Source organism: Leucobacter sp. 1207-22 (genome assembly GCF_052850455.1).
This window is the reverse complement of sequence record NZ_VXCR01000004.1, coordinates 217,945-235,115: the sequence shown is the minus strand read 5'-3', so window position 1 is coordinate 235,115 and position 17,171 is coordinate 217,945. Positions and strand designations below refer to the sequence as shown.

General features: G+C 59.4%; 18 protein-coding genes. 16 read left to right on the top strand and 2 right to left on the bottom strand.

Annotated elements, in window-relative coordinates:
- Positions 1–73: 73 nt before the first annotated feature.
- The 4 genes from truA to glmM all read left to right on the top strand — a co-directional run bounded on the left by truA (position 74) and on the right by glmM (position 3,419).
- Positions 74–931 (top strand): tRNA pseudouridine(38-40) synthase TruA, encoded by an 858-nt coding sequence (gene truA / locus FW756_RS09285; RefSeq protein WP_446429876.1) that lies wholly within the window; start codon positions 74–76, stop codon positions 929–931.
- A 155-nt stretch (positions 932–1,086) separates the two neighbouring features.
- Positions 1,087–1,533 (top strand): 50S ribosomal protein L13, encoded by a 447-nt coding sequence (gene rplM, locus FW756_RS09280; protein WP_446429875.1) that lies wholly within the window; start codon positions 1,087–1,089, stop codon positions 1,531–1,533.
- 38 nt (positions 1,534–1,571) lie between these two features.
- Entirely contained in the window at positions 1,572–2,051 is a 480-nt protein-coding gene (gene rpsI, locus FW756_RS09275; RefSeq protein ID WP_446429874.1) for a 30S ribosomal protein S9, read from the top strand.
- A gap of 18 nt (positions 2,052–2,069) precedes the next feature.
- Positions 2,070–3,419, top strand: coding sequence for a phosphoglucosamine mutase (gene glmM, locus FW756_RS09270; protein ID WP_446429873.1), 1,350 nt, complete (start codon positions 2,070–2,072; stop codon positions 3,417–3,419).
- 180 nt (positions 3,420–3,599) lie between these two features.
- On the opposite strand, the gene coaA is transcribed toward glmM, so the two are convergent.
- Positions 3,600–4,601 (bottom strand): type I pantothenate kinase, encoded by a 1,002-nt coding sequence (gene coaA / locus FW756_RS09265; protein WP_446429872.1) that lies wholly within the window; start codon positions 4,599–4,601, stop codon positions 3,600–3,602.
- 30 nt (positions 4,602–4,631) lie between these two features.
- Here coaA and glmS point away from each other — a divergent pair, with 30 nt between their 5' ends.
- The 8 genes from glmS (at position 4,632) to FW756_RS09225 (ending at position 11,663) form a co-directional block, all read left to right on the top strand.
- Positions 4,632–6,482, top strand: coding sequence for a glutamine--fructose-6-phosphate transaminase (isomerizing) (gene glmS / locus FW756_RS09260; protein WP_446429871.1), 1,851 nt, complete (start codon positions 4,632–4,634; stop codon positions 6,480–6,482).
- Positions 6,483–6,501: 19 nt separating this feature from the next.
- A complete protein-coding gene (locus FW756_RS09255; protein WP_446429870.1) occupies positions 6,502–6,894 on the top strand; it encodes a holo-ACP synthase in 393 nt (130 codons plus the stop codon).
- Complete coding sequence (gene alr / locus FW756_RS09250; RefSeq protein WP_446429869.1) at positions 6,891–8,039, top strand: alanine racemase; 1,149 nt, start codon at positions 6,891–6,893, stop codon at positions 8,037–8,039. The genes FW756_RS09255 and alr overlap by 4 nt, the downstream gene beginning before the upstream one ends.
- Positions 8,036–8,551, top strand: a complete 516-nt coding sequence (gene tsaE / locus FW756_RS09245) for a tRNA (adenosine(37)-N6)-threonylcarbamoyltransferase complex ATPase subunit type 1 TsaE (RefSeq protein WP_446429868.1) — start codon at positions 8,036–8,038, stop codon at positions 8,549–8,551. Before alr ends, tsaE begins: the two co-directional genes overlap by 4 nt.
- Positions 8,548–9,231 carry a tRNA (adenosine(37)-N6)-threonylcarbamoyltransferase complex dimerization subunit type 1 TsaB gene (tsaB, locus tag FW756_RS09240; protein WP_446429867.1) on the top strand — a complete coding sequence of 228 codons (684 nt, stop codon included), beginning with the start codon at positions 8,548–8,550 and terminating at the stop codon, positions 9,229–9,231. The genes tsaE and tsaB overlap by 4 nt, the downstream gene beginning before the upstream one ends.
- Positions 9,232–9,233: 2 nt before the next feature.
- Positions 9,234–9,704 carry a ribosomal protein S18-alanine N-acetyltransferase gene (gene rimI / locus FW756_RS09235; protein WP_446430037.1) on the top strand — a complete coding sequence of 157 codons (471 nt, stop codon included), beginning with the start codon at positions 9,234–9,236 and terminating at the stop codon, positions 9,702–9,704.
- Positions 9,701–10,801 (top strand): tRNA (adenosine(37)-N6)-threonylcarbamoyltransferase complex transferase subunit TsaD, encoded by a 1,101-nt coding sequence (gene tsaD, locus FW756_RS09230; RefSeq protein WP_446429866.1) that lies wholly within the window; start codon positions 9,701–9,703, stop codon positions 10,799–10,801. The genes rimI and tsaD overlap by 4 nt, the downstream gene beginning before the upstream one ends.
- A 271-nt stretch (positions 10,802–11,072) precedes the next feature.
- Positions 11,073–11,663: a TetR/AcrR family transcriptional regulator gene (locus FW756_RS09225; RefSeq protein ID WP_446429865.1), complete on the top strand. Its 591-nt coding sequence runs from the start codon at positions 11,073–11,075 to the stop codon at positions 11,661–11,663.
- A 9-nt stretch (positions 11,664–11,672) separates the two neighbouring features.
- On the opposite strand, the gene FW756_RS09220 is transcribed toward FW756_RS09225, so the two are convergent.
- Entirely contained in the window at positions 11,673–12,899 is a 1,227-nt protein-coding gene (locus FW756_RS09220) for a THUMP-like domain-containing protein (RefSeq protein ID WP_446429864.1), read from the bottom strand.
- A 210-nt stretch (positions 12,900–13,109) separates the two neighbouring features.
- On the opposite strand from FW756_RS09220, the gene groES reads away from it, so the two are divergent.
- The 4 genes from groES to FW756_RS09200 all read left to right on the top strand — a co-directional run bounded on the left by groES (position 13,110) and on the right by FW756_RS09200 (position 17,171).
- The gene (groES, locus tag FW756_RS09215) at positions 13,110–13,406 is read left to right on the top strand and encodes a co-chaperone GroES (RefSeq protein WP_446429863.1); all 297 of its coding nucleotides are present in this window, start codon (positions 13,110–13,112) and stop codon (positions 13,404–13,406) included.
- A 103-nt stretch (positions 13,407–13,509) separates the two neighbouring features.
- On the top strand, positions 13,510–14,436 hold the full coding sequence (gene rarD, locus FW756_RS09210) for an EamA family transporter RarD (RefSeq protein WP_446429862.1): 927 nt from the start codon (positions 13,510–13,512) through the stop codon (positions 14,434–14,436).
- A 68-nt stretch (positions 14,437–14,504) separates the two neighbouring features.
- Positions 14,505–16,007, top strand: a complete 1,503-nt coding sequence (guaB, locus tag FW756_RS09205; RefSeq protein ID WP_446429861.1) for an IMP dehydrogenase — start codon at positions 14,505–14,507, stop codon at positions 16,005–16,007.
- Between the two features lie 42 nt (positions 16,008–16,049).
- Positions 16,050–17,171 carry a GuaB3 family IMP dehydrogenase-related protein gene (locus tag FW756_RS09200; protein ID WP_446429860.1) on the top strand — a complete coding sequence of 374 codons (1,122 nt, stop codon included), beginning with the start codon at positions 16,050–16,052 and terminating at the stop codon, positions 17,169–17,171.

Sequence of the window (17,171 nt, the reverse complement as noted above, 5' to 3'; positions counted from 1 at the left end):
TAAAGACTCAAGACATCTTACGCGATCCGTGCGTGGGGGCGCTGTTTTGCTGGAGATCTGGCACTATCGAGGAATGACTGACCTCCCCGCAGACTCTCATCGGCTTCGTTTGGACCTTGCCTATGACGGCACGGACTTCTCAGGCTGGGCAAAGCAACCAGGGCTACGGACTGTTGAAGGGGAGATTGAGGCGGGGCTCGCGCTGATCCTCCAAACTGAGCCAGGCGAGGTGCGACTTACTGTCGGTGGACGCACTGACGCGGGGGTGCACTCTCGTGGTCAGGTTGCGCATATTGACGTATCAGGTGAGCAATTGGCGACATGGAACAAATCAGATGCCATGGCGCGACGCCTCAATCGGGTAGTGTCGCGATCCGCGCCAGACGTCGTGATTCACTCAGTGCGTGAGGTTCCCGCCGCGTTCGACGCACGGTTTGGCGCATTGCGGCGGCGATACGAGTATCGGGTTCGCCCCGGGCAGGCTCGACGTGATCCGCTCACCGCGCGATTCACCGCAGACTTCACACGTGACCTTGATCTCGAGGTCATGCAGCAAGCCTCTGCAGATCTTCTCGGACTCCAAGACTTCACCACCTTCTGTAAGGCACGCGAGGGCGCAACCGCAGTGCGGGAATTACTGACGTTCGAGTGGCGTGAAACCTCCGACGGCGCATTTGCTGCGCGGATCGAGGCTGATGCATTCTGCCACTCGATGGTTCGTGCACTCGTAGGATCGATCGTTGCCGTTGGGTCGAAGCGGATAAGCGGCGCGGAGCTCAGAGATCTGCGTGATGCTCGCGAACGTACGAGTCGTTTCACAGTGATGCCAGCAAAGGGCCTTTCGCTGGAGGAGATCGTTTACCCCGCAGATGACGAACTCGAAGCGCGTGCGGCGCAGACCCGTGCGCGACGTGATTCGCTCGATGACTAGTGTGCTAAAGTAGACCCTTGGTGCGCACCGGTATATCCAGTGCGTGCCCGAATGTGAGCCCTCCACCGGCCCAGCACCCCGAGAGAAATCCCGTGGGACTGAGCAGAGGAGTGGGATCCACGAACATCTCCATTTCGACAGAAAGCAGCACGACAGTGACTCGCACTTACTCGCCGAAGGCAGCTGACAAGAAGCACGACTGGATCGTCATCGACGCAACCGACGTCGTTCTTGGCCGCCTCGCATCGCATGCAGCCGCACTCCTCCGCGGCAAGCACAAGACCACCTTCGCTCCTCACATGGACATGGGTGACCACGTCATCATCATCAACGCAGCAAAGGTTGTTCTTACCGGCAACAAGGCTGAGCAGAAGAAGGCGCACCGCCACTCGGGTTACCCGGGCGGCCTCACCTCGGTCAGCTACACCGAGCTCCTCGGCAAGAACCCTGATCGCGCTGTTGAGAAGGCGATCCGCGGCATGCTTCCCAAGAACTCGCTCGGTCGTGACCAGTTCCGCAAGCTGAAGGTATACGTCGGCGCAGAGCACCCGCACGCAGCTCAGCAGCCCACCCCTTACAACTTCGGCCAGGTCGCGCAGTAATCGCGCCTCCTACAGAGACTTAAGAGAGAGACTTCACAGTGACTGAAGAGCAGACCGTGGCCGTCGAAAGCTACACCACCGAGACCCCGGCCGATTCGGCCGCAGCCTCGACCCCGCGCCCCGCACTCACCGTTCCCGGTGCAGCTGTAGGCCGTCGCAAGCAGGCAATTGCTCGCGTTCGCCTCATCCCCGGCTCGGGCAAGATGACCGTGAACGGTCGCGAGCTTGCAGAGTACTTCCCGAACAAGCTGCACCAGCAGCTCATCACCGACCCCTTCACCGTGCTTGAGCTCGGTGGCGCGTACGACATCGTCGCACGCATCGTCGGTGGCGGCCCCTCGGGTCAGGCAGGCGCACTCCGCCTCGCTATCGCTCGCGCGCTCAACGAGATCGACGCGGAGCACAACCGCCCGACCCTGAAGAAGGCGGGCTTCCTCAGCCGCGACGCTCGTATCAAGGAGCGCAAGAAGGCTGGTCTCAAGAAGGCCCGTAAGGCGCCTCAGTACTCGAAGCGTTAAGCAGGAGTATTCCCCTTCATGGGACGCCTATTTGGCACTGATGGGGTGCGGGGCTTGGCCGGCGTGGATGTCACTGCCGACCTTGCCCTGCGCCTCGCGCACGCGGCGGCTCTCGTCCTTGGGCGTCAAGCCCGGGCCGAGAGCCGTCGTGCTATCGCCGTCGTTGCGCGCGACCCCCGAGTCTCCGGCGAGTTTATCTCGGCCGCTGTCTCGGCAGGCCTCGCGGCGGCAGGCGTCGACGTGCTGGACGCGGGAGTGATCCCCACCCCAGCCGCCGCCTATCTCGTGGCCGATACGGACGCTGATTTTGGCGTCATGGTCTCTGCGTCGCACAACCCTGCGCCAGACAACGGGATTAAGTTCTTCGCCGAGGGTGGCAAGAAGCTCGACGACTCGATCGAAGATGCGATTGAGGCGGCGCTCGCGCAGCCCGCTCCCGCAGCTACCGGTCGAGAGGTCGGGCGGATCCGCCGCTTTGCAGATGCTGAGGATCGCTACCTCGTGCACCTCCTCGGCACGCTCGACGGTGTGAGCCTCAAGGGCCTCAACGTCGTGCTTGACTGCGCACATGGTGCTGCATCGGGCATTTCACCCGATGTGTTCGCTGCTGCCGGTGCAAATGTCACTGTGATCGGTAACGATCCTGACGGCTACAACATCAATGATGGTGTTGGCTCGACACACCTTGGTCCGCTTCAGACGAAGGTGCTCGAAATTGGCGCAGATCTTGGTATTGCTCACGATGGTGACGCGGACCGTTGTCTCGCTGTTGACGCTGATGGAAACATCATCGACGGTGACAAGATCATGGCAATTATCGCGCTCTCCATGGAAGCGCGAGGCAAGCTCAAGAAGCACACGCTCGTCGCAACCGTCATGTCGAACCTTGGTCTGAAGCTCGCGATGGCTGACAACGGCATCGATGTGGTTGAGACCGGCGTTGGTGATCGCTACGTGCTTGAAGCGATCAACGAGCACGGTTACAGCCTTGGTGGTGAGCAGTCTGGCCATGTCATCATGAGCGAGTTTGCAACGACCGGTGACGGCATTCTCACTGGCATGCATATTGCCGCAGAGATTGCCCGTACTGGCAAGTCACTTGCTGAGCTTGCGACCTGCATGACGGTCTACCCACAGGTGCTTGTCAACGTCCGTGGCGTTGATCGCACCAAGGTTGGTGGCGACGAGGTCGTGCAGCAGGCTGTTCGCGCTGCTGAGCTGCTGCTCGCAGGCGAGGGGCGCGTGCTGTTGCGTCCATCGGGTACCGAGCCTGTGGTTCGCGTGATGGTCGAGGCAACGACTGAGGAGCAGGCGCATCAGCTCGCTGATGATCTTGCAACCGTCGTGAAGGAGCGTCTCGCGATCTAGCGCAACGCACGATCCACATCCTGGGGTGTATTTCTCGACGGCGAGCTCTCATCATTCGGATGAGAGTTCTGCCAGGACCTCGAAAGGGGCTGTTTCTCTCGAAACGGCCCCTTTCTTGCGCATGGAACCGCCTTTCTCGAGAGAAAGGCGTCGTTTCACCGGGGCGGCCGGCGATCGCAGCTACAACTTCCGCAACAACACCTTTTGCACCCGGTGGTCAGGCTCTTTGCGTAGCACCAGCGTTGCACGTGCGCGGGTTGGCCTGATGTTTTCAATGAGGTTTGGCTCATTGATGTCTTTCCAGAACGAATCCGCGAGAGCGTGCGCAGTCGCATCGTCAACCTTCGCGAACGGACGGAAGTGCGATCGCGGATCAGAGAATGCCTTTTCGCGAAGCTTCAAGAAGCGATCGCGGAACCAGGTTTGAATATCTGACGTACGCGCATCGACGTAGATTGAGAAATCGAACAGATCACTCACGGCAAGCGGGTGGCGCATCGTGGCCGGTTGGAGGACGTTGAGGCCCTCAACGATGAGAATATCTGGCTGGCGCACCACGGTGTATTCGTCGGGAACAATGTCGTAAATGAGGTGGCTGTAGTGCGGAGCCTTGACCTCTGGCATCCCAGCCTTGACTTGCGTCACGAACTTCAGCAGCGCGCGACGGTCATATGACTCGGGAAAACCCTTTCGATCCGCGATTCCTCGGCGCTCGAGCTCGGCGTTCGTGTGCAAGAAGCCATCAGTCGTAATGAGGTCAACATTTGGCGTCTCTGGCCAGCGCGCCAAGAGCTCCCGAAGTAACCGCGCGACCGTTGACTTGCCGACCGCAACAGAACCAGCGATGCCGATCACGAATGGTGAGGGCTTCTCGTCGTCACGGTGCAAGAACGCTTGACGTGTCAACTTGTGACGTTCGCGAGCGGCGATTGCGTGCAAGTTGATGAGCCGTGAAAGCGGATTGTAGACATCGGCAACTTCTGCAAGGTCAAGCGGCTCACCGAGTCCGCGAAACGAATCGACCTCTTCTTGGGTCAGCGGATACTCGGTTTCACCGGCGAGTCGTGCCCATTCTGCGCGCCCAATTTCAGTAAATGGGGAGGTGAGATCCGGGCGGATCAGCGCCTGTGTGTGCAAGCTCACGTCGATGGGCTTGGTGATCGGATGTGGATGCTCATTCATTGTTCACCATCGTGCCATTAAAATAACCGTATGTGTGGAATCGTTGGATACGTCGGACCGAATGATACGGTCGACGCACTTATCACGGGCCTTCGTCGACTTGAGTACCGAGGCTACGACTCGGCTGGTATTGCAGTAATTGATGCGGACGATGGTGTGGCAGTGCGGAAGAAGTCGGGCAAGCTTGCCCGACTCATCGACGTGCTCGAACATGATCCTCTCGCAGCGGGTACGGCAGGCATCGGTCACACCAGGTGGGCAACCCACGGTGGACCGACCGATGTGAACGCGCACCCGCATCTGGGTGACAATGGCCGACTTGCGCTTATTCACAATGGCATCGTTGAGAACTTTGCTGAGCTTCGCGCCGAGGTTATTGAGGCTGGCTGTGAGCTTCTCAGCGAGACCGACTCCGAGGTCGTTGCGGCCCTGCTTGGACTTGAGTACCAGCGTCAGGGCGATCTCGAAGCCGCATTCCGTGTGGTCGTGCAGCGTCTGCACGGAACGTTTACCCTGCTTGCACTGCACCAAAACGAGCCAGGAAAGGTGGTGGCTGCACGCCACCATTCACCGTTGGTTGTCGGTCTTGGCGAGGGTGAGAACTTCCTTGGTTCAGACGTCGCCGCGTTTGTGTCGTTTACCCGTCGCGCGGTTGCTGTAGACGAAGACAACATTGCAATCATCACCGCTGAAGCTGTTCGCATTACCGACTTTGCTGGCCAGCCTGTTGAATTCTCAGAGTTTGAGGTTGAGTGGGACGCTGACGCTGCTGACAAGGGCGGCTGGTCGTCGTTCATGGCGAAGGAGATTCACGAGCAGCCCGAGGCGATTGCCAACACGTTGCGTGGCCGCATCGAGACTGGTCACGTCGAGATTCCCGAGATCACCTCGCTTGGCGAAGAAGTGATTCGAGGGATCGATCGTATTGTCATCATCGCGTGTGGTACCGCCTCATACGCTGGAATGATCGGTGCTTACGCCATTGAGCAGTGGGCGCGTATTCCGGTTGAGGTGCAGCTGAGCCATGAGTTCCGCTACCGCGATCCGATTCTTACCCCGAACACGATGGTGATCTCTGTCAGCCAGTCCGGCGAGACGATGGACACGCTGATGGCTGTGAAGTATGCCATTGAGCGTGGCGCGAAGACGATTTCCGTCTGCAACACCCAGAGCGCAACGATTCCGCGTGAATCTGATGCTGCGGTCTACACGCACGCAGGCCCAGAAGTTGCGGTCGCGTCAACCAAGGCTTTTGTCGCGCAGATCACTGCGCTCTACCTCATTGGTTTGCAGTTTGGCCGCGTCCGCGGAGTGCTGAGTGCTGAAGCTGAAGCTGAAGCAATTGCTCAGTTTGAGGCACTGCCTGAAAAGATGCGTGAGGCAGTTGCAACGCATGAGCAGATTGCGCAGCTTGCCCACTGGATGGCAGATACGCGCTCGGTGCTCTTCCTTGGGCGTCACGTCGGTTACCCGGCGGCACTCGAGGGCGCGCTCAAGCTCAAAGAGATTGCGTACATCCATGCCGAGGGCTTCGCAGCTGGCGAGTTGAAGCATGGCCCAATTGCACTGATCGATCACGGTCAGCCGGTCTTCGTGCTCGTCCCGAGCCCGCGTACCTCGCCCCTTATGCATGCCAAGGTTGTTTCGAACATTCAGGAGATTCGGGCACGTGGTGCTCGCGTCATCGCGATCGTGGAGACCGGGGATACAGCGGTGCTGCCATTCGCGGACGATGTGATTCGCATCCCACTGTCCGATGCCCTGTTCGATCCGATCTTGCAGGTTGTGCCGCTGCAGTGGTTCGCGCTTGAACTGTCCACTGCGAAGGGGCTTGACGTGGATCAGCCACGTAACCTCGCAAAGTCGGTTACTGTCGAGTAACCAAGCGAAGGAGGGGCGAGTGATTCAGGGGATTGGTGTCGATACCGTCGATATCAGCCGCTTCGAGCGACAGCTTGAGCGGACACCACAGTTGAACACTCGCCTCTTCACTGCACGCGAGGCAGGGTTGGCCCTCGCATCTCGTGCAGCGCGGTTCGCGGCGAAGGAGGCGCTGATCAAAGCACTCGGCGGATCGCACGACCTTTCTTGGCAAGACTTGGAAGTGCCGCGCACGCCCAAGGAAGCACCAACATTTACCCGAACGCCGGCGCTAGATCGCGTGTTGGCTGGGCGTGGGGCCTCAACGGTGCACCTCTCCATAACGCATGACGGCGGTGTCGCGACTGCGTTTGTGGTGATTGAGGGTGGCACGCGGTTTGCCGCGGCTGAATCAGACGGAGACGACGAATGAGAACAGGCTCGATGCGGGTTGCCGAGATTTCGACGTATGCGATCCGCCAAAATGTCGCGCATTTACGGGCTCTCACCGGTGGCAACGTTATCGTGGTCGCAAAAGCTGGCGGGTATGGGCATGGGGCGTTGATCGCGGCCGAAGCCGCGATGGCCGGCGGCGCCGTGATGGTTGGTGTTGCTGATCTCGAAGAGGCGCTTGCGCTTCGGGACCAGGGCTTCACTCACCCATTGTTGTGCTGGCTACACGGACCGCGAACAGACTTTGTTGCAGCGGTTGCAGAAGAGATCGAGCTCGGTGTGAGTAGCCAGTGCCAACTCGATGCCATTGCGGATGCTGCACGCGAAACCGGCAAACGCGCGAGTGTGCATATCAAGGTTGATACAGGGTTGAGTCGCAACGGCGTGCAAGAACCGGATTGGCCTGCCATGTTCGCTCGTATTGCCGAACTTGAGGCTGAGGGCCTCGTGCATTCCCGCGGGATCTTTAGTCATCTCGCAAACGCTGGAGACGACAACGATCGTCTGCAGGCGGCTTGCTTCGACCGTGCGATTGCACTGCTCGCAGAGTACGGCGTCGAACCCGAGATGCAGCACCTCGCAGCAAGCGCAGCTGCAATCGGTTCACCACACCTGCGATACAACACTGTGCGTATTGGGGTTGCGGCCTATGGCTTGAGCCCCTACGCCGACAAGACTTCTGCGCAGCTCGGACTTGTTCCAGCGATGACGCTGCGTTCTGAGATCATTGCCCTTCGCGGCGTGCCCGCAGGCACTGGTGTCTCGTACGGGTACAACCATGTGTGCGAGACCGCGACGACGCTCGCACTTGTGCCAATGGGATACGCAGACGGGATGCCGCGCGCGTTGAACGGAGCTGGTGCCTGGGTGACGGTTGCTGGTGAACCCCGGCCAATCGTTGGCCGTATTGGCATGGATCAGTTCATTGTTGATGTGGGACCCCTCGCGGGGCGCTTGTCGCTTGGCGATACCGTTGTGCTGTTCGGAGATCCTGAGCGGGGTCATCCTCCAGTCGAAATCTGGTCTGGCCTCATGCGCACGATTAATTACGAGATTATCGCGGGTATTGGTCCACGTGTTGTGCGCGTGGCCATCGATGCTGACAGTGCAGGGAGTGATGCGTGAGTAAGCAGTTCACGGAGCGGATCGAGATCCCGGAACCCGAGGCTATGCACGACCTAGGGATTCGACTTGGCCGTGTGCTTGGCGCCGGCGACCTGGTCCTGCTGACTGGGCCACTCGGCGCAGGGAAAACCACACTGACTCGCGGAATTGGCGAGGGCCTCGGCGTACGCGGGCCAGTGCAGAGCCCAACTTTTGTCATTGCGCGTACTCACCCATCGCTGGTTGGTGGGGCGCCGCTCGTGCACGTCGATGCGTACCGTCTCGGTGACGCTGCCGAGATCGAAGACCTCGATCTCGATTTTGATCGGTCGGTTGTTGTCGCTGAGTGGGGCGCGGCGCTCGCAGGCGAGCGCGAGTCGTGGCTTGAAGTTGTTATTGAACGTCCAATTGGTGGTGCTGCAGATGGCAGTGCGCCTGGCACAACAGGCGATGACGATGATGATCTCGTCGAACCGCGAACCATTACGATCACTGGATTTGGTCCACGTTGGGCAGAGGGAGCATTTGCATGAGCGCGTTGGAACTCAGCGACGTGGAACGACACGAAGTGATCCTTTCTGAGCCGCGGTCTGATGTGATGCTCGCGATCGACACTGCGCTTGGTACGAGCGTGGCGTTGAGCACGCCCGGCGGCCGTATCTTTGAGCTCGTGAGCGAAGATCCGCGTGGGCACATTGAGCGGATTGGTGAGCTGATTGCTGCGGTCTTCGACCAAGCAAACGTCTCACCATCGCAGGTGACCGCGGTCGTGATGGGAGTGGGTCCCGGTCCTTTTACCGGCTTGAGAGTCGGGATGGCTGCCGCGCAGGCATTCGCAGTCGGACGCGGCGTGCCGCTGTTGCCGCTGTGCAGTCACGACGGAGTCGCGCTCGCAACGCTTGATGAAGCTGGCGCTCAGTCTGGTGTCCGTGTCGTACAGGACGCCAAGCGGCGTGAGCTGTTCATCACCGAATACAGCGGACTTGATTGGTCTGGCGTGCCCGTTCGCAGCGCGGATCCGCACCTTATCGCGCGTGCAGATCTTGTGTCGCAGCCGAACGATGTCGTCCCTACGGTGGTGCCAGCGCGCGCCCTCATTCAGTTGGCTGCCCGAAAGCTGGCTGTAGACGGCGCGTTTGAGAGTGAGCGCGCCATGTACTTGCGTGCCCCTGATGTGAAGGAGCCATCGGCGCCGAAACGGGTCGTTGCGTGACAATGTCCGCTCCACAGACTGACCTGACGTTGCGCGTTGCGCGGCTCACTGATCTTCCCGGCATTATGCGGATCGAAAATGCGACGTTCGCGGGGGAGACCTGGAGCGAAGCCGCGATGCGGGACGAGCTAGCGTCAGAGTACCGGTACTACCTCGTGCTCGTTGACGATACGCAAACGGTGCACGGGTATGGTGGCTTGCTGGCTGTCGAACCAGATGGCGACATCCAGACCATTGCTATTGATGCATCAGTTCGTGGCACTGGGCAGGGCCGGCGGATCATGGCTGAACTGCTTGCAGAAGCTGAAAGGCGTCATGTGCAACGGATCTTCTTGGAAGTACGTGGTGACAACCAGGTCGCACACAAGCTATATGAGTCCCTCGGTTTTGAACGGATCGGGGTTCGTCCCGCGTACTACCAGCCGGGCAACGTAGACGCCATCATGATGCGTCTGGAAATGACAGGAAAATGAGCACCCAAAACTCCGCAGACCCGATCGTCCTCGGTATTGAGACGAGCTGCGACGAAACCGGTGTGGGAATCGTCCGAGGTCGCACACTCCTTGCGAACGCGATTGCGTCATCTATGGACGAGCACGCGCGCTTTGGCGGTGTGGTTCCTGAGGTCGCTGCTCGAGCGCACCTCGAGTCGATGACTCCTACGATCGAGCAGGCACTCACGGAGGCCGGGATCACGCTGGCCGATGTTGATGCGATTGCTGTGACTGCTGGACCAGGTCTCGCAGGTGCCCTCATGGTAGGTATCTCAGCGGCAAAGGCGCTGTCGGTTGCAACGGGAAAGCCGCTGTACGGCGTGAACCACCTGGTCGGTCATGTTGGTGCAGATTTGCTCCAGGGTGATGGGCTCCGGGGCGTCACTGGCATGGCGGGCAAGATTGGCGAGCTTGAACTCCCAACAATCGCGCTGCTCGTGTCTGGTGGGCACACGTCGCTCTTGCTCGTGCGAGATCTCGTGGGGGATGTTGAACTTCTCGGCGAGACGATTGATGACGCCGCTGGTGAGGCTTTTGACAAGGTCGCGCGAGTCCTTGGCCTGCCGTATCCCGGCGGCCCACAGATTGACAGGGTCGCGGCTGAGGGGGATCCACGCGCAATTCGCTTCCCGCGTGGCCTGACGAAGAAGAAGGACCTTGAGCGACATCGCTTCGACTTCTCGTTCTCAGGGCTGAAGACCTCGGTTGCCCGCTGGGTAGAGCAGCAAGTTGATGCCGGTATTCCGGTGCCAGTGGCTGATGTTGCAGCGAGTTTCCGAGAAGCGGTCGCTGATGTGTTGTTGATGAAAGCGCTCGACGCGTGCGCTGAGTACGGAGTTCCGCGCTTGCTGCTCGGTGGAGGCGTCGTAGCAAACGCGCGCGTTCGCGAACTTGCCGCAGAGCGTTGCGCAGCTGCAGGAGTCGAACTGCGAGTGCCTCCGCTGTCCCTGTGTACTGATAACGGGGCGATGATTGCGTCGCTCGGCGCACAGCTGGTGATGGCAGGACATGCGCCATCAGAGTTGAAATTTAGTGCAGATTCAACGCTCCCAGTTACGGAGATCCGCGTTTCGTAATTCGCTACTTGGCAGCGCGACGCGCTGAGAGCGCCGAAATTGTTGCAATCGATGTCTCAACGTTTGTAGCAGGTTAAAACATTCGGAACCTGTAGGTTTTAGTTCGCGCAAGAGGGAGAAGATCCGCGAAATATCGCCAAACTTGTGCAATTCCACGCATTTTCCCAGGAAAAATTGAATCCTATTCAAACGAAAATTTGGGCGCAAATTGTATTCCTAACAGTGATTAGGTGCAAAATTTGTGCACTTCGGAGTGGCTAACATGGGTGGCATGACTCGAGGGCGACCCAGGGACCAGGAACTCACGGAGCGTGCATTGCTCGCTGCGCGTGACGTGATGCTTGAAGACGGCTTCGAGGCGCTCAGCTTCGATCGTGTTGCGGATGCTGCGCAGACGAGTCGAAGTGCGATCTACCGTCGCTGGGATAGCAAGATCGATCTCGCCTTTGACGTGCTCTCGTTCCACATGGATCTTGAACCGATGGTAGCTACCGGCGACATCATCGAGGATCTCGTGACGTACACCATGCGAAACGCGCCTCCCAAAGAACTCGGAGACTCAGGGCGCCTATCGGTTTGGGCCCTCATTGTGAGTCCTGAGGTGCTCGAGATGTACATCGAACGTGTGGGCGCAGGTCGACGCGCTGAAGGGCTGGAAATCGTTGGTTGCGCGATGACCCGATGCGATCTCCCTGAGAACACCGACGCGAACCTGTTGCTCGACCTGTTGATTGGTCTCCCAATTCTCGCCTCGGTGCGGCGTGATCCTGAGGCTATCGAGGCCCGTGTGCGTGCAGCGGTCGTTGCACTTCTCAAATCGCCACCGCTGAAGTCGGAAGACGGGGCGCAAACGGCTTCTTAGGAGCGTTGGTCAGCGCACGCGTTCCGCAAGGAGCGCGACGTGGCGATCTGCGACCCGAGTGAGGATGATGGTTGCAGACTGGGATCCGCGCAGCTTCAATCGTTTACGCAACGAAGCTGGATCCACGTCGATGCCACGCTTCTTGATCTCAAGCGTTCCGATGTCACGTGCGGACAGTTCCTTGCGAAGTTGCTTTTCGCCTGCGGGGAGCTCATCAACGATACGGAACGCCTGCGCGAACGGGGTCGGTACGAACTCGTCACCGGTCAGGTACGCAATGCCCTCACGTACCATGCCCGCATTGAGTTGCGCGGCGAGGGTGCCAATGAGTCGAGCGCGGATCACGGCACCGTCTGGCTCGTACACGTAATTGCCGAGCTCACGTACCGCGGCATCATCTGCATCTGCTGAGCCGGTGAGTTCATGTGTCTCGTTGCCCTGCAGGAGCGTCGCAGCTCGGTGAATCCCGTGTCGTGCTGCTTGGCCAAACCAAATGCTCGTCTCGACGAGCGCACCATCCACCGAGACCCACTGTGACTCGGCGTCTTCCGGGAGAAGCTCGCGGGGGAGGCCTGGACCAAGCTTTACTCCTCCCGCACGCGCGGAGCGCGCGGCGTGAAAAGCGAAATCTAGCGAGGGAGAATAATCGTCAGGGGACACGCGCCTAGTGTCTCGATGTCCAGCTGTGCGGCGTGCTGGGTCGAGGAAGATACCGTCGTTTCCTGCGAGATCGACGCTCTCAGCGTCTGCAAGTGTGACGGTTGCTGAGCCGTATTCAGGTCGCGCGGCGACCGTGGCCAAGTTGTGGCGAGCGTACGCAGCCGTTAACGGATCAATTTCGACTGCCCGTACATCGAGCCCGGCTTGAAGGAACGCGAGAGATTCGGCACCGAGTCCGCAACCGAGATCCGCGACAGTCGTACAGCCTGCGGCGTGAAACCGCGCAGCATGAAGCTCGCTGACACGTGCCCGACTCGCCTGCTCAAGACCGGCCCTGGTAAACAAGAGTTCGCTCGCGTGCGCTCCGAACTTCTGCTGTGCTTTCGAGCGCAGGTCAGTCTGGGTGAGTGCGGCGGCAATAATGCCGGGCTCGTAGCCATCCTTGCGTAACGTCTGGCCGATCGACTCGATTGTGCGGCCTGCGTCAACCTCAACGGCGATTCTCGCGAGGAGATCCAAGCCCGCGGAATCTGCCAATTCACTCCAGCCGGGCGCGGGCGAACTTGTGTGAGACATTGGGTCACTTTCGGTGAGGTGTGCGCAGGTGGGAAAGTCGGAGTTCGATTCTACCGAGGGGCTCTCGTTCGCTGTCCGCGATCCGCGCTCTGAATCATTGGCACTCGTCTTGCGAGAGTGCCAATTTGGCCCGTAGACTCGTACCCAGGCGGGCTCCTCCCGGGGCACGCAGCGTACTAACCACGCTTCCATTGGAGAAAGAGGTCAACCGTGTCGGTTGCTATCAAGCCGCTCGAGGATCGTATCGTCATCAAGCAGGTCGAGGCCGAGCAGACCACTGCGTCGGGTCTCGTTATCCCTGACAGCGCAAAGGAAAAGCCCCTTGAGGGCGAGGTCGTGGCTGTAGGCCCCGGTCGTATTTCTGACGCTGGCACCCGCATCCCCATGGACGTTGCAGTAGGCGACAAGGTCATCTACGCGAAGTTCGGTGGCACCGAGATCAAGGTTGGTCTCGAAAGCTACCTCGTGCTCAACTCACGCGACATCCTCGCGATCATCGAGCGCTAAGTACAACAGCGCCAAAAGGCGGGTCGGTCCGAGGTCGGACTGCCCCGCCTTTTGCGTGTTTTCCGCCACACCTGCACACCCCACACCTCTGTAGACTGGTGCGGTGAATGAGACGCGTCGAGGAATAGCATATGGAATCGGCGCATACCTGATCTGGGGTGCCTTCCCCCTGTACTTCACGCTCGTCTCCGTGGTTTCGCCACTCGAGATCGTGTCGTGGCGCGTATTGTCTACGCTCCTGGTGTGCGCTGTGTTGGTTTCGATCGCCAGAAAGTGGCAATCGGTGGCGCGAATCTTCAAAACACCGAAGCTTCTCGGCATGTTTTCGCTGTCAGCCATTTTGCTCTACGCAAACTGGCAAATTTTTGTGATCGGTGTTGTCACCGGGCACGTGCTTGAGACCTCGCTTGGATACTTCATCAACCCGATCTTCACGGTGTTGTTCGGAGTGGTGTTCTTTGGCGAGAAGCTCAACAAACTGCAATGGGCAGCCGTGGCCATCGCGCTCTCAGGCGTCATCGCCTCGGCGATTGCGTACGGCAAGTTCCCGTGGATCTCGATCGGACTTGCGCTGTCGTTTGGCCTGTACGGTGTCGTACACCAGCGGATCGAGTCCGTAGATGGAATTACCGGACTCGCCGTCGAGTCCTTCATCTCGACACCGATTGGTGTCGTACAGGGAATTGTCCTTGCCTCAACGGTTGGCTTGAGCGCGTTCTCGCACGGCGCAGGCATCTTTGCGCTCGTGCTCGTGAGCGGTCTGATTACTGCCGCGCCACTCATCCTATTTGGAGAGTCAGCGCGCAGACTCTCTCTCACGTACGTCGGCTTCCTGCAGTTCATTACGCCAATCATTGGCTTCCTCTATGGCTATTTGGTGCTCGGTGAAGCTGTTTCCTGGGGCCGGTGGGTTGGATTTATTGCCGTCTGGATTGCACTCGTTCTCCTGGTCACCGACATGATTCGGAAAGCGCGGAATACCCCCAGAGCGTACGTCCAGACGAACACCGGTCAGGTTCGTTTAGACTGATACAGGTGAGGAGTGCATATTAGCCTCCTAAATCGGCCCGAGTCTTGGCCACAATTGAGAGAGGTTCTATGGAACAGCGTGACCCCTTCGCGTTCACCGGTCTCACCTACGACGATGTGCTGCTCCTGCCTGCGCACACCGACGTGATTCCGAGTGAGGCTGACACTAGTACCCAGCTCACCCGACGCATTCGCCTGAACATTCCGCTCATCTCTGCGGCAATGGACACCGTCACCGAGACGCGCATGGCCGTCGCCATGGCGCGCAATGGTGGTCTCGGCATTCTGCACCGTAACCTGTCGATTCAGGATCAGGCAGAAATGGTCGACCGTGTGAAGCGCAGTGAAGCTGGCATGATCACTAACCCAGTGACGACGTCTGTCGACGCCACTGTTGCAGAGGTAGATGCAATCTGCGGTGAATACCGTGTTTCGGGTCTCCCCGTTGTTGACGCAGCAGGTATTCTGCTCGGCATCATCACGAACCGCGATATGCGCTTCATCGATGTCAAGGATCGTGCACAGGTTCGCGTCGGTGACGCGATGACTCGCATGCCTCTCATCACTGCACCCGCGGGTATCTCGCGTGAGGCAGCCGCTGACATCTTCCGACAGCACAAGATCGAGAAGCTTCCACTCGTTGACGCGAACGGGAAGCTCACCGGTTTGATTACTGTGAAGGATTTCGACAAGGAAGAGCAGTACCCACTCGCTACGAAGGACGACTCAGGTCGACTTCGCGTCGGCGCAGCTGTTGGCTTCTTCGGCGATGCGTGGCAGCGTGCTGGCCAGCTCGTTGATGCAGGTGTCGACGTTATCGTTGTTGACACCGCAAACGGTGACAGCAAGGGCGTGCTCGACATCATTTCGAAGATCAAGGCAGACCCAGCGTTTGCCGGCGTCGACGTTATCGGCGGCAACGTCGCAACCTACGCAGGTGCGAAGGCACTTGCTGAGGCAGGCGCAGACGCAATCAAGGTGGGTGTCGGTCCCGGATCGATCTGCACCACTCGTGTGATCGCTGGTGTCGGTGTGCCTCAGGTGACTGCAGTGTACGAGGCAGCGAAGGCTGCGACTCCCATGGGTGTCCCCGTGATTGCTGATGGCGGCCTGCAGTATTCAGGTGACATTGCGAAGGCTCTCGTTGCTGGCGCCTCAGCTGTCATGATGGGTTCGCTGCTCGCAGGAACCGACGAGAGCCCTGGCGACCTTGTCTTCATCGGCGGCAAGCAGTACAAGGGCTACCGTGGAATGGGCTCACTCGGTGCGCTCCAGACTCGCGGTGAGCGAACCTCGTACTCGAAGGACCGCTACTTCCAGGCAGACGTCCCGAGCGATGAGAAGCTCATCCCTGAGGGCATTGAAGGCCAGGTTCCCTACCGCGGCCCGGTAGGTGCCGTTGCACACCAGATGACCGGCGGTCTCCGTCAGTCGATGTTCTACGTCGGTGCACGCACGATCTCCGAGCTCAAGGAGCGCGGTCAGTTCGTTCGTATCACTGCAGCGGGTCTGAAGGAATCGCACCCGCACGACATCCAGATGGTTGTCGAAGCACCGAACTACAAGAAGTAATAACACTTCACCGGCGCTGCGGCGCGGAAAGAAAGAGTGATCGTGAGTAACGAGATCGAGATCGGCCGGGGCAAGCGGGCCCGTCGCGTGTACACCTTCGACGAAATCGGTGTGGTGCCGACTCGTCGTACGCGCGACCCAGAGCTCGTGTCGACCGCTTGGTCGATTGACGCATTCCAGTTCGAGATTCCGGTACTTGGTGCACCAATGGACTCGGTGATGTCGCCAGCAACGGCGATTGAGCTTGGTCGCCTTGGTGGCCTTGGCGTCCTGAATCTTGAAGGTCTCTGGACACGTCATGAGAATCCCGAGCCTTTGCTCGACGAGATTGCTCGAATTGATGATGAGGTTGAGGCAGTGCACCGCATGCGCGAACTGTACTCTGCTCCTATCAAGTCTGAGCTGATTCGTGACCGCCTCGCTGAGATCCGCGAAGCGGGTGTCACTGTGGCAGGCGCCCTTTCACCGCACCGCACCGCCGAGTTCGCTGACACCGTCGTGAAGTCGGGTGTCGACATGTTTGTGATCCGTGGCAACACGGTTTCCGCTGAGCATGTGTCCGTCGCGGGACGTGAACCCTTGAACCTCAAGGAATTCATTTACCAGCTTGACGTTCCCGTCATCGTTGGTGGCGTTGCAACGTACCAGTCTGCGCTCCACCTGATGCGTACTGGCGCAGCTGGTGTGCTTGTTGGCTTTGGCGGCGGCGCTTCGTCAACGACGCGTGCAACTCTTGGTGTGCGTGCGCCAATGGCGAGCGCAATTGCTGATGTTGCTGGTGCACGTACCGACTACCTTGATGAATCGGGCGGCCGTTACGTTCACGTGATCGCTGATGGCGGTCTTGGTACCTCGGGCGACCTGGTCAAGGCGATCGCATGTGGTGCAGATGCAGTCATGCTTGGTGGCGCCCTTGCGCGCGCTACTGATGCGCCAGGTCGTGGTCGTCACTGGGGCCAGGAAGCTCACCACGAGGATCTTCCCCGTGGCACGCGGATGTCGTTCGAACAGATCGCTCCGCTTGCCGAGATCATCAACGGCCCAGCACATCGTGCAGACGGCTACTCAAACCTTATTGGTGCTTTGCGCCGCTCGATGGCGACCACGGGTTACTCCGATGTCAAGGAGTTCCAGCGAGTCGGCATCGTCTACGCAGAACGCTAA

What these genes read in the sequence shown, in the direction of transcription:
- truA (WP_446429876.1), top strand. Translation starts at nt 74, where the DNA reads ATGACTGACCTCCCCGCAGACTCTCATCGGCTTCGTTTGGACCTTGCC.
- glmM (WP_446429873.1), top strand. Translation starts at nt 2,070, where the DNA reads ATGGGACGCCTATTTGGCACTGATGGGGTGCGGGGCTTGGCCGGCGTG.
- coaA (WP_446429872.1), bottom strand. Translation starts at nt 4,601, where the DNA reads ATGAATGAGCATCCACATCCGATCACCAAGCCCATCGACGTGAGCTTG.
- glmS (WP_446429871.1), top strand. Translation starts at nt 4,632, where the DNA reads ATGTGTGGAATCGTTGGATACGTCGGACCGAATGATACGGTCGACGCA.
- alr (WP_446429869.1), top strand. Translation starts at nt 6,891, where the DNA reads ATGAGAACAGGCTCGATGCGGGTTGCCGAGATTTCGACGTATGCGATC.
- tsaB (WP_446429867.1), top strand. Translation starts at nt 8,548, where the DNA reads ATGAGCGCGTTGGAACTCAGCGACGTGGAACGACACGAAGTGATCCTT.
- rimI (WP_446430037.1), top strand. Translation starts at nt 9,234, where the DNA reads ATGTCCGCTCCACAGACTGACCTGACGTTGCGCGTTGCGCGGCTCACT.
- tsaD (WP_446429866.1), top strand. Translation starts at nt 9,701, where the DNA reads ATGAGCACCCAAAACTCCGCAGACCCGATCGTCCTCGGTATTGAGACG.
- FW756_RS09225 (WP_446429865.1), top strand. Translation starts at nt 11,073, where the DNA reads ATGACTCGAGGGCGACCCAGGGACCAGGAACTCACGGAGCGTGCATTG.
- FW756_RS09220 (WP_446429864.1), bottom strand. Translation starts at nt 12,899, where the DNA reads ATGTCTCACACAAGTTCGCCCGCGCCCGGCTGGAGTGAATTGGCAGAT.
- guaB (WP_446429861.1), top strand. Translation starts at nt 14,505, where the DNA reads ATGGAACAGCGTGACCCCTTCGCGTTCACCGGTCTCACCTACGACGAT.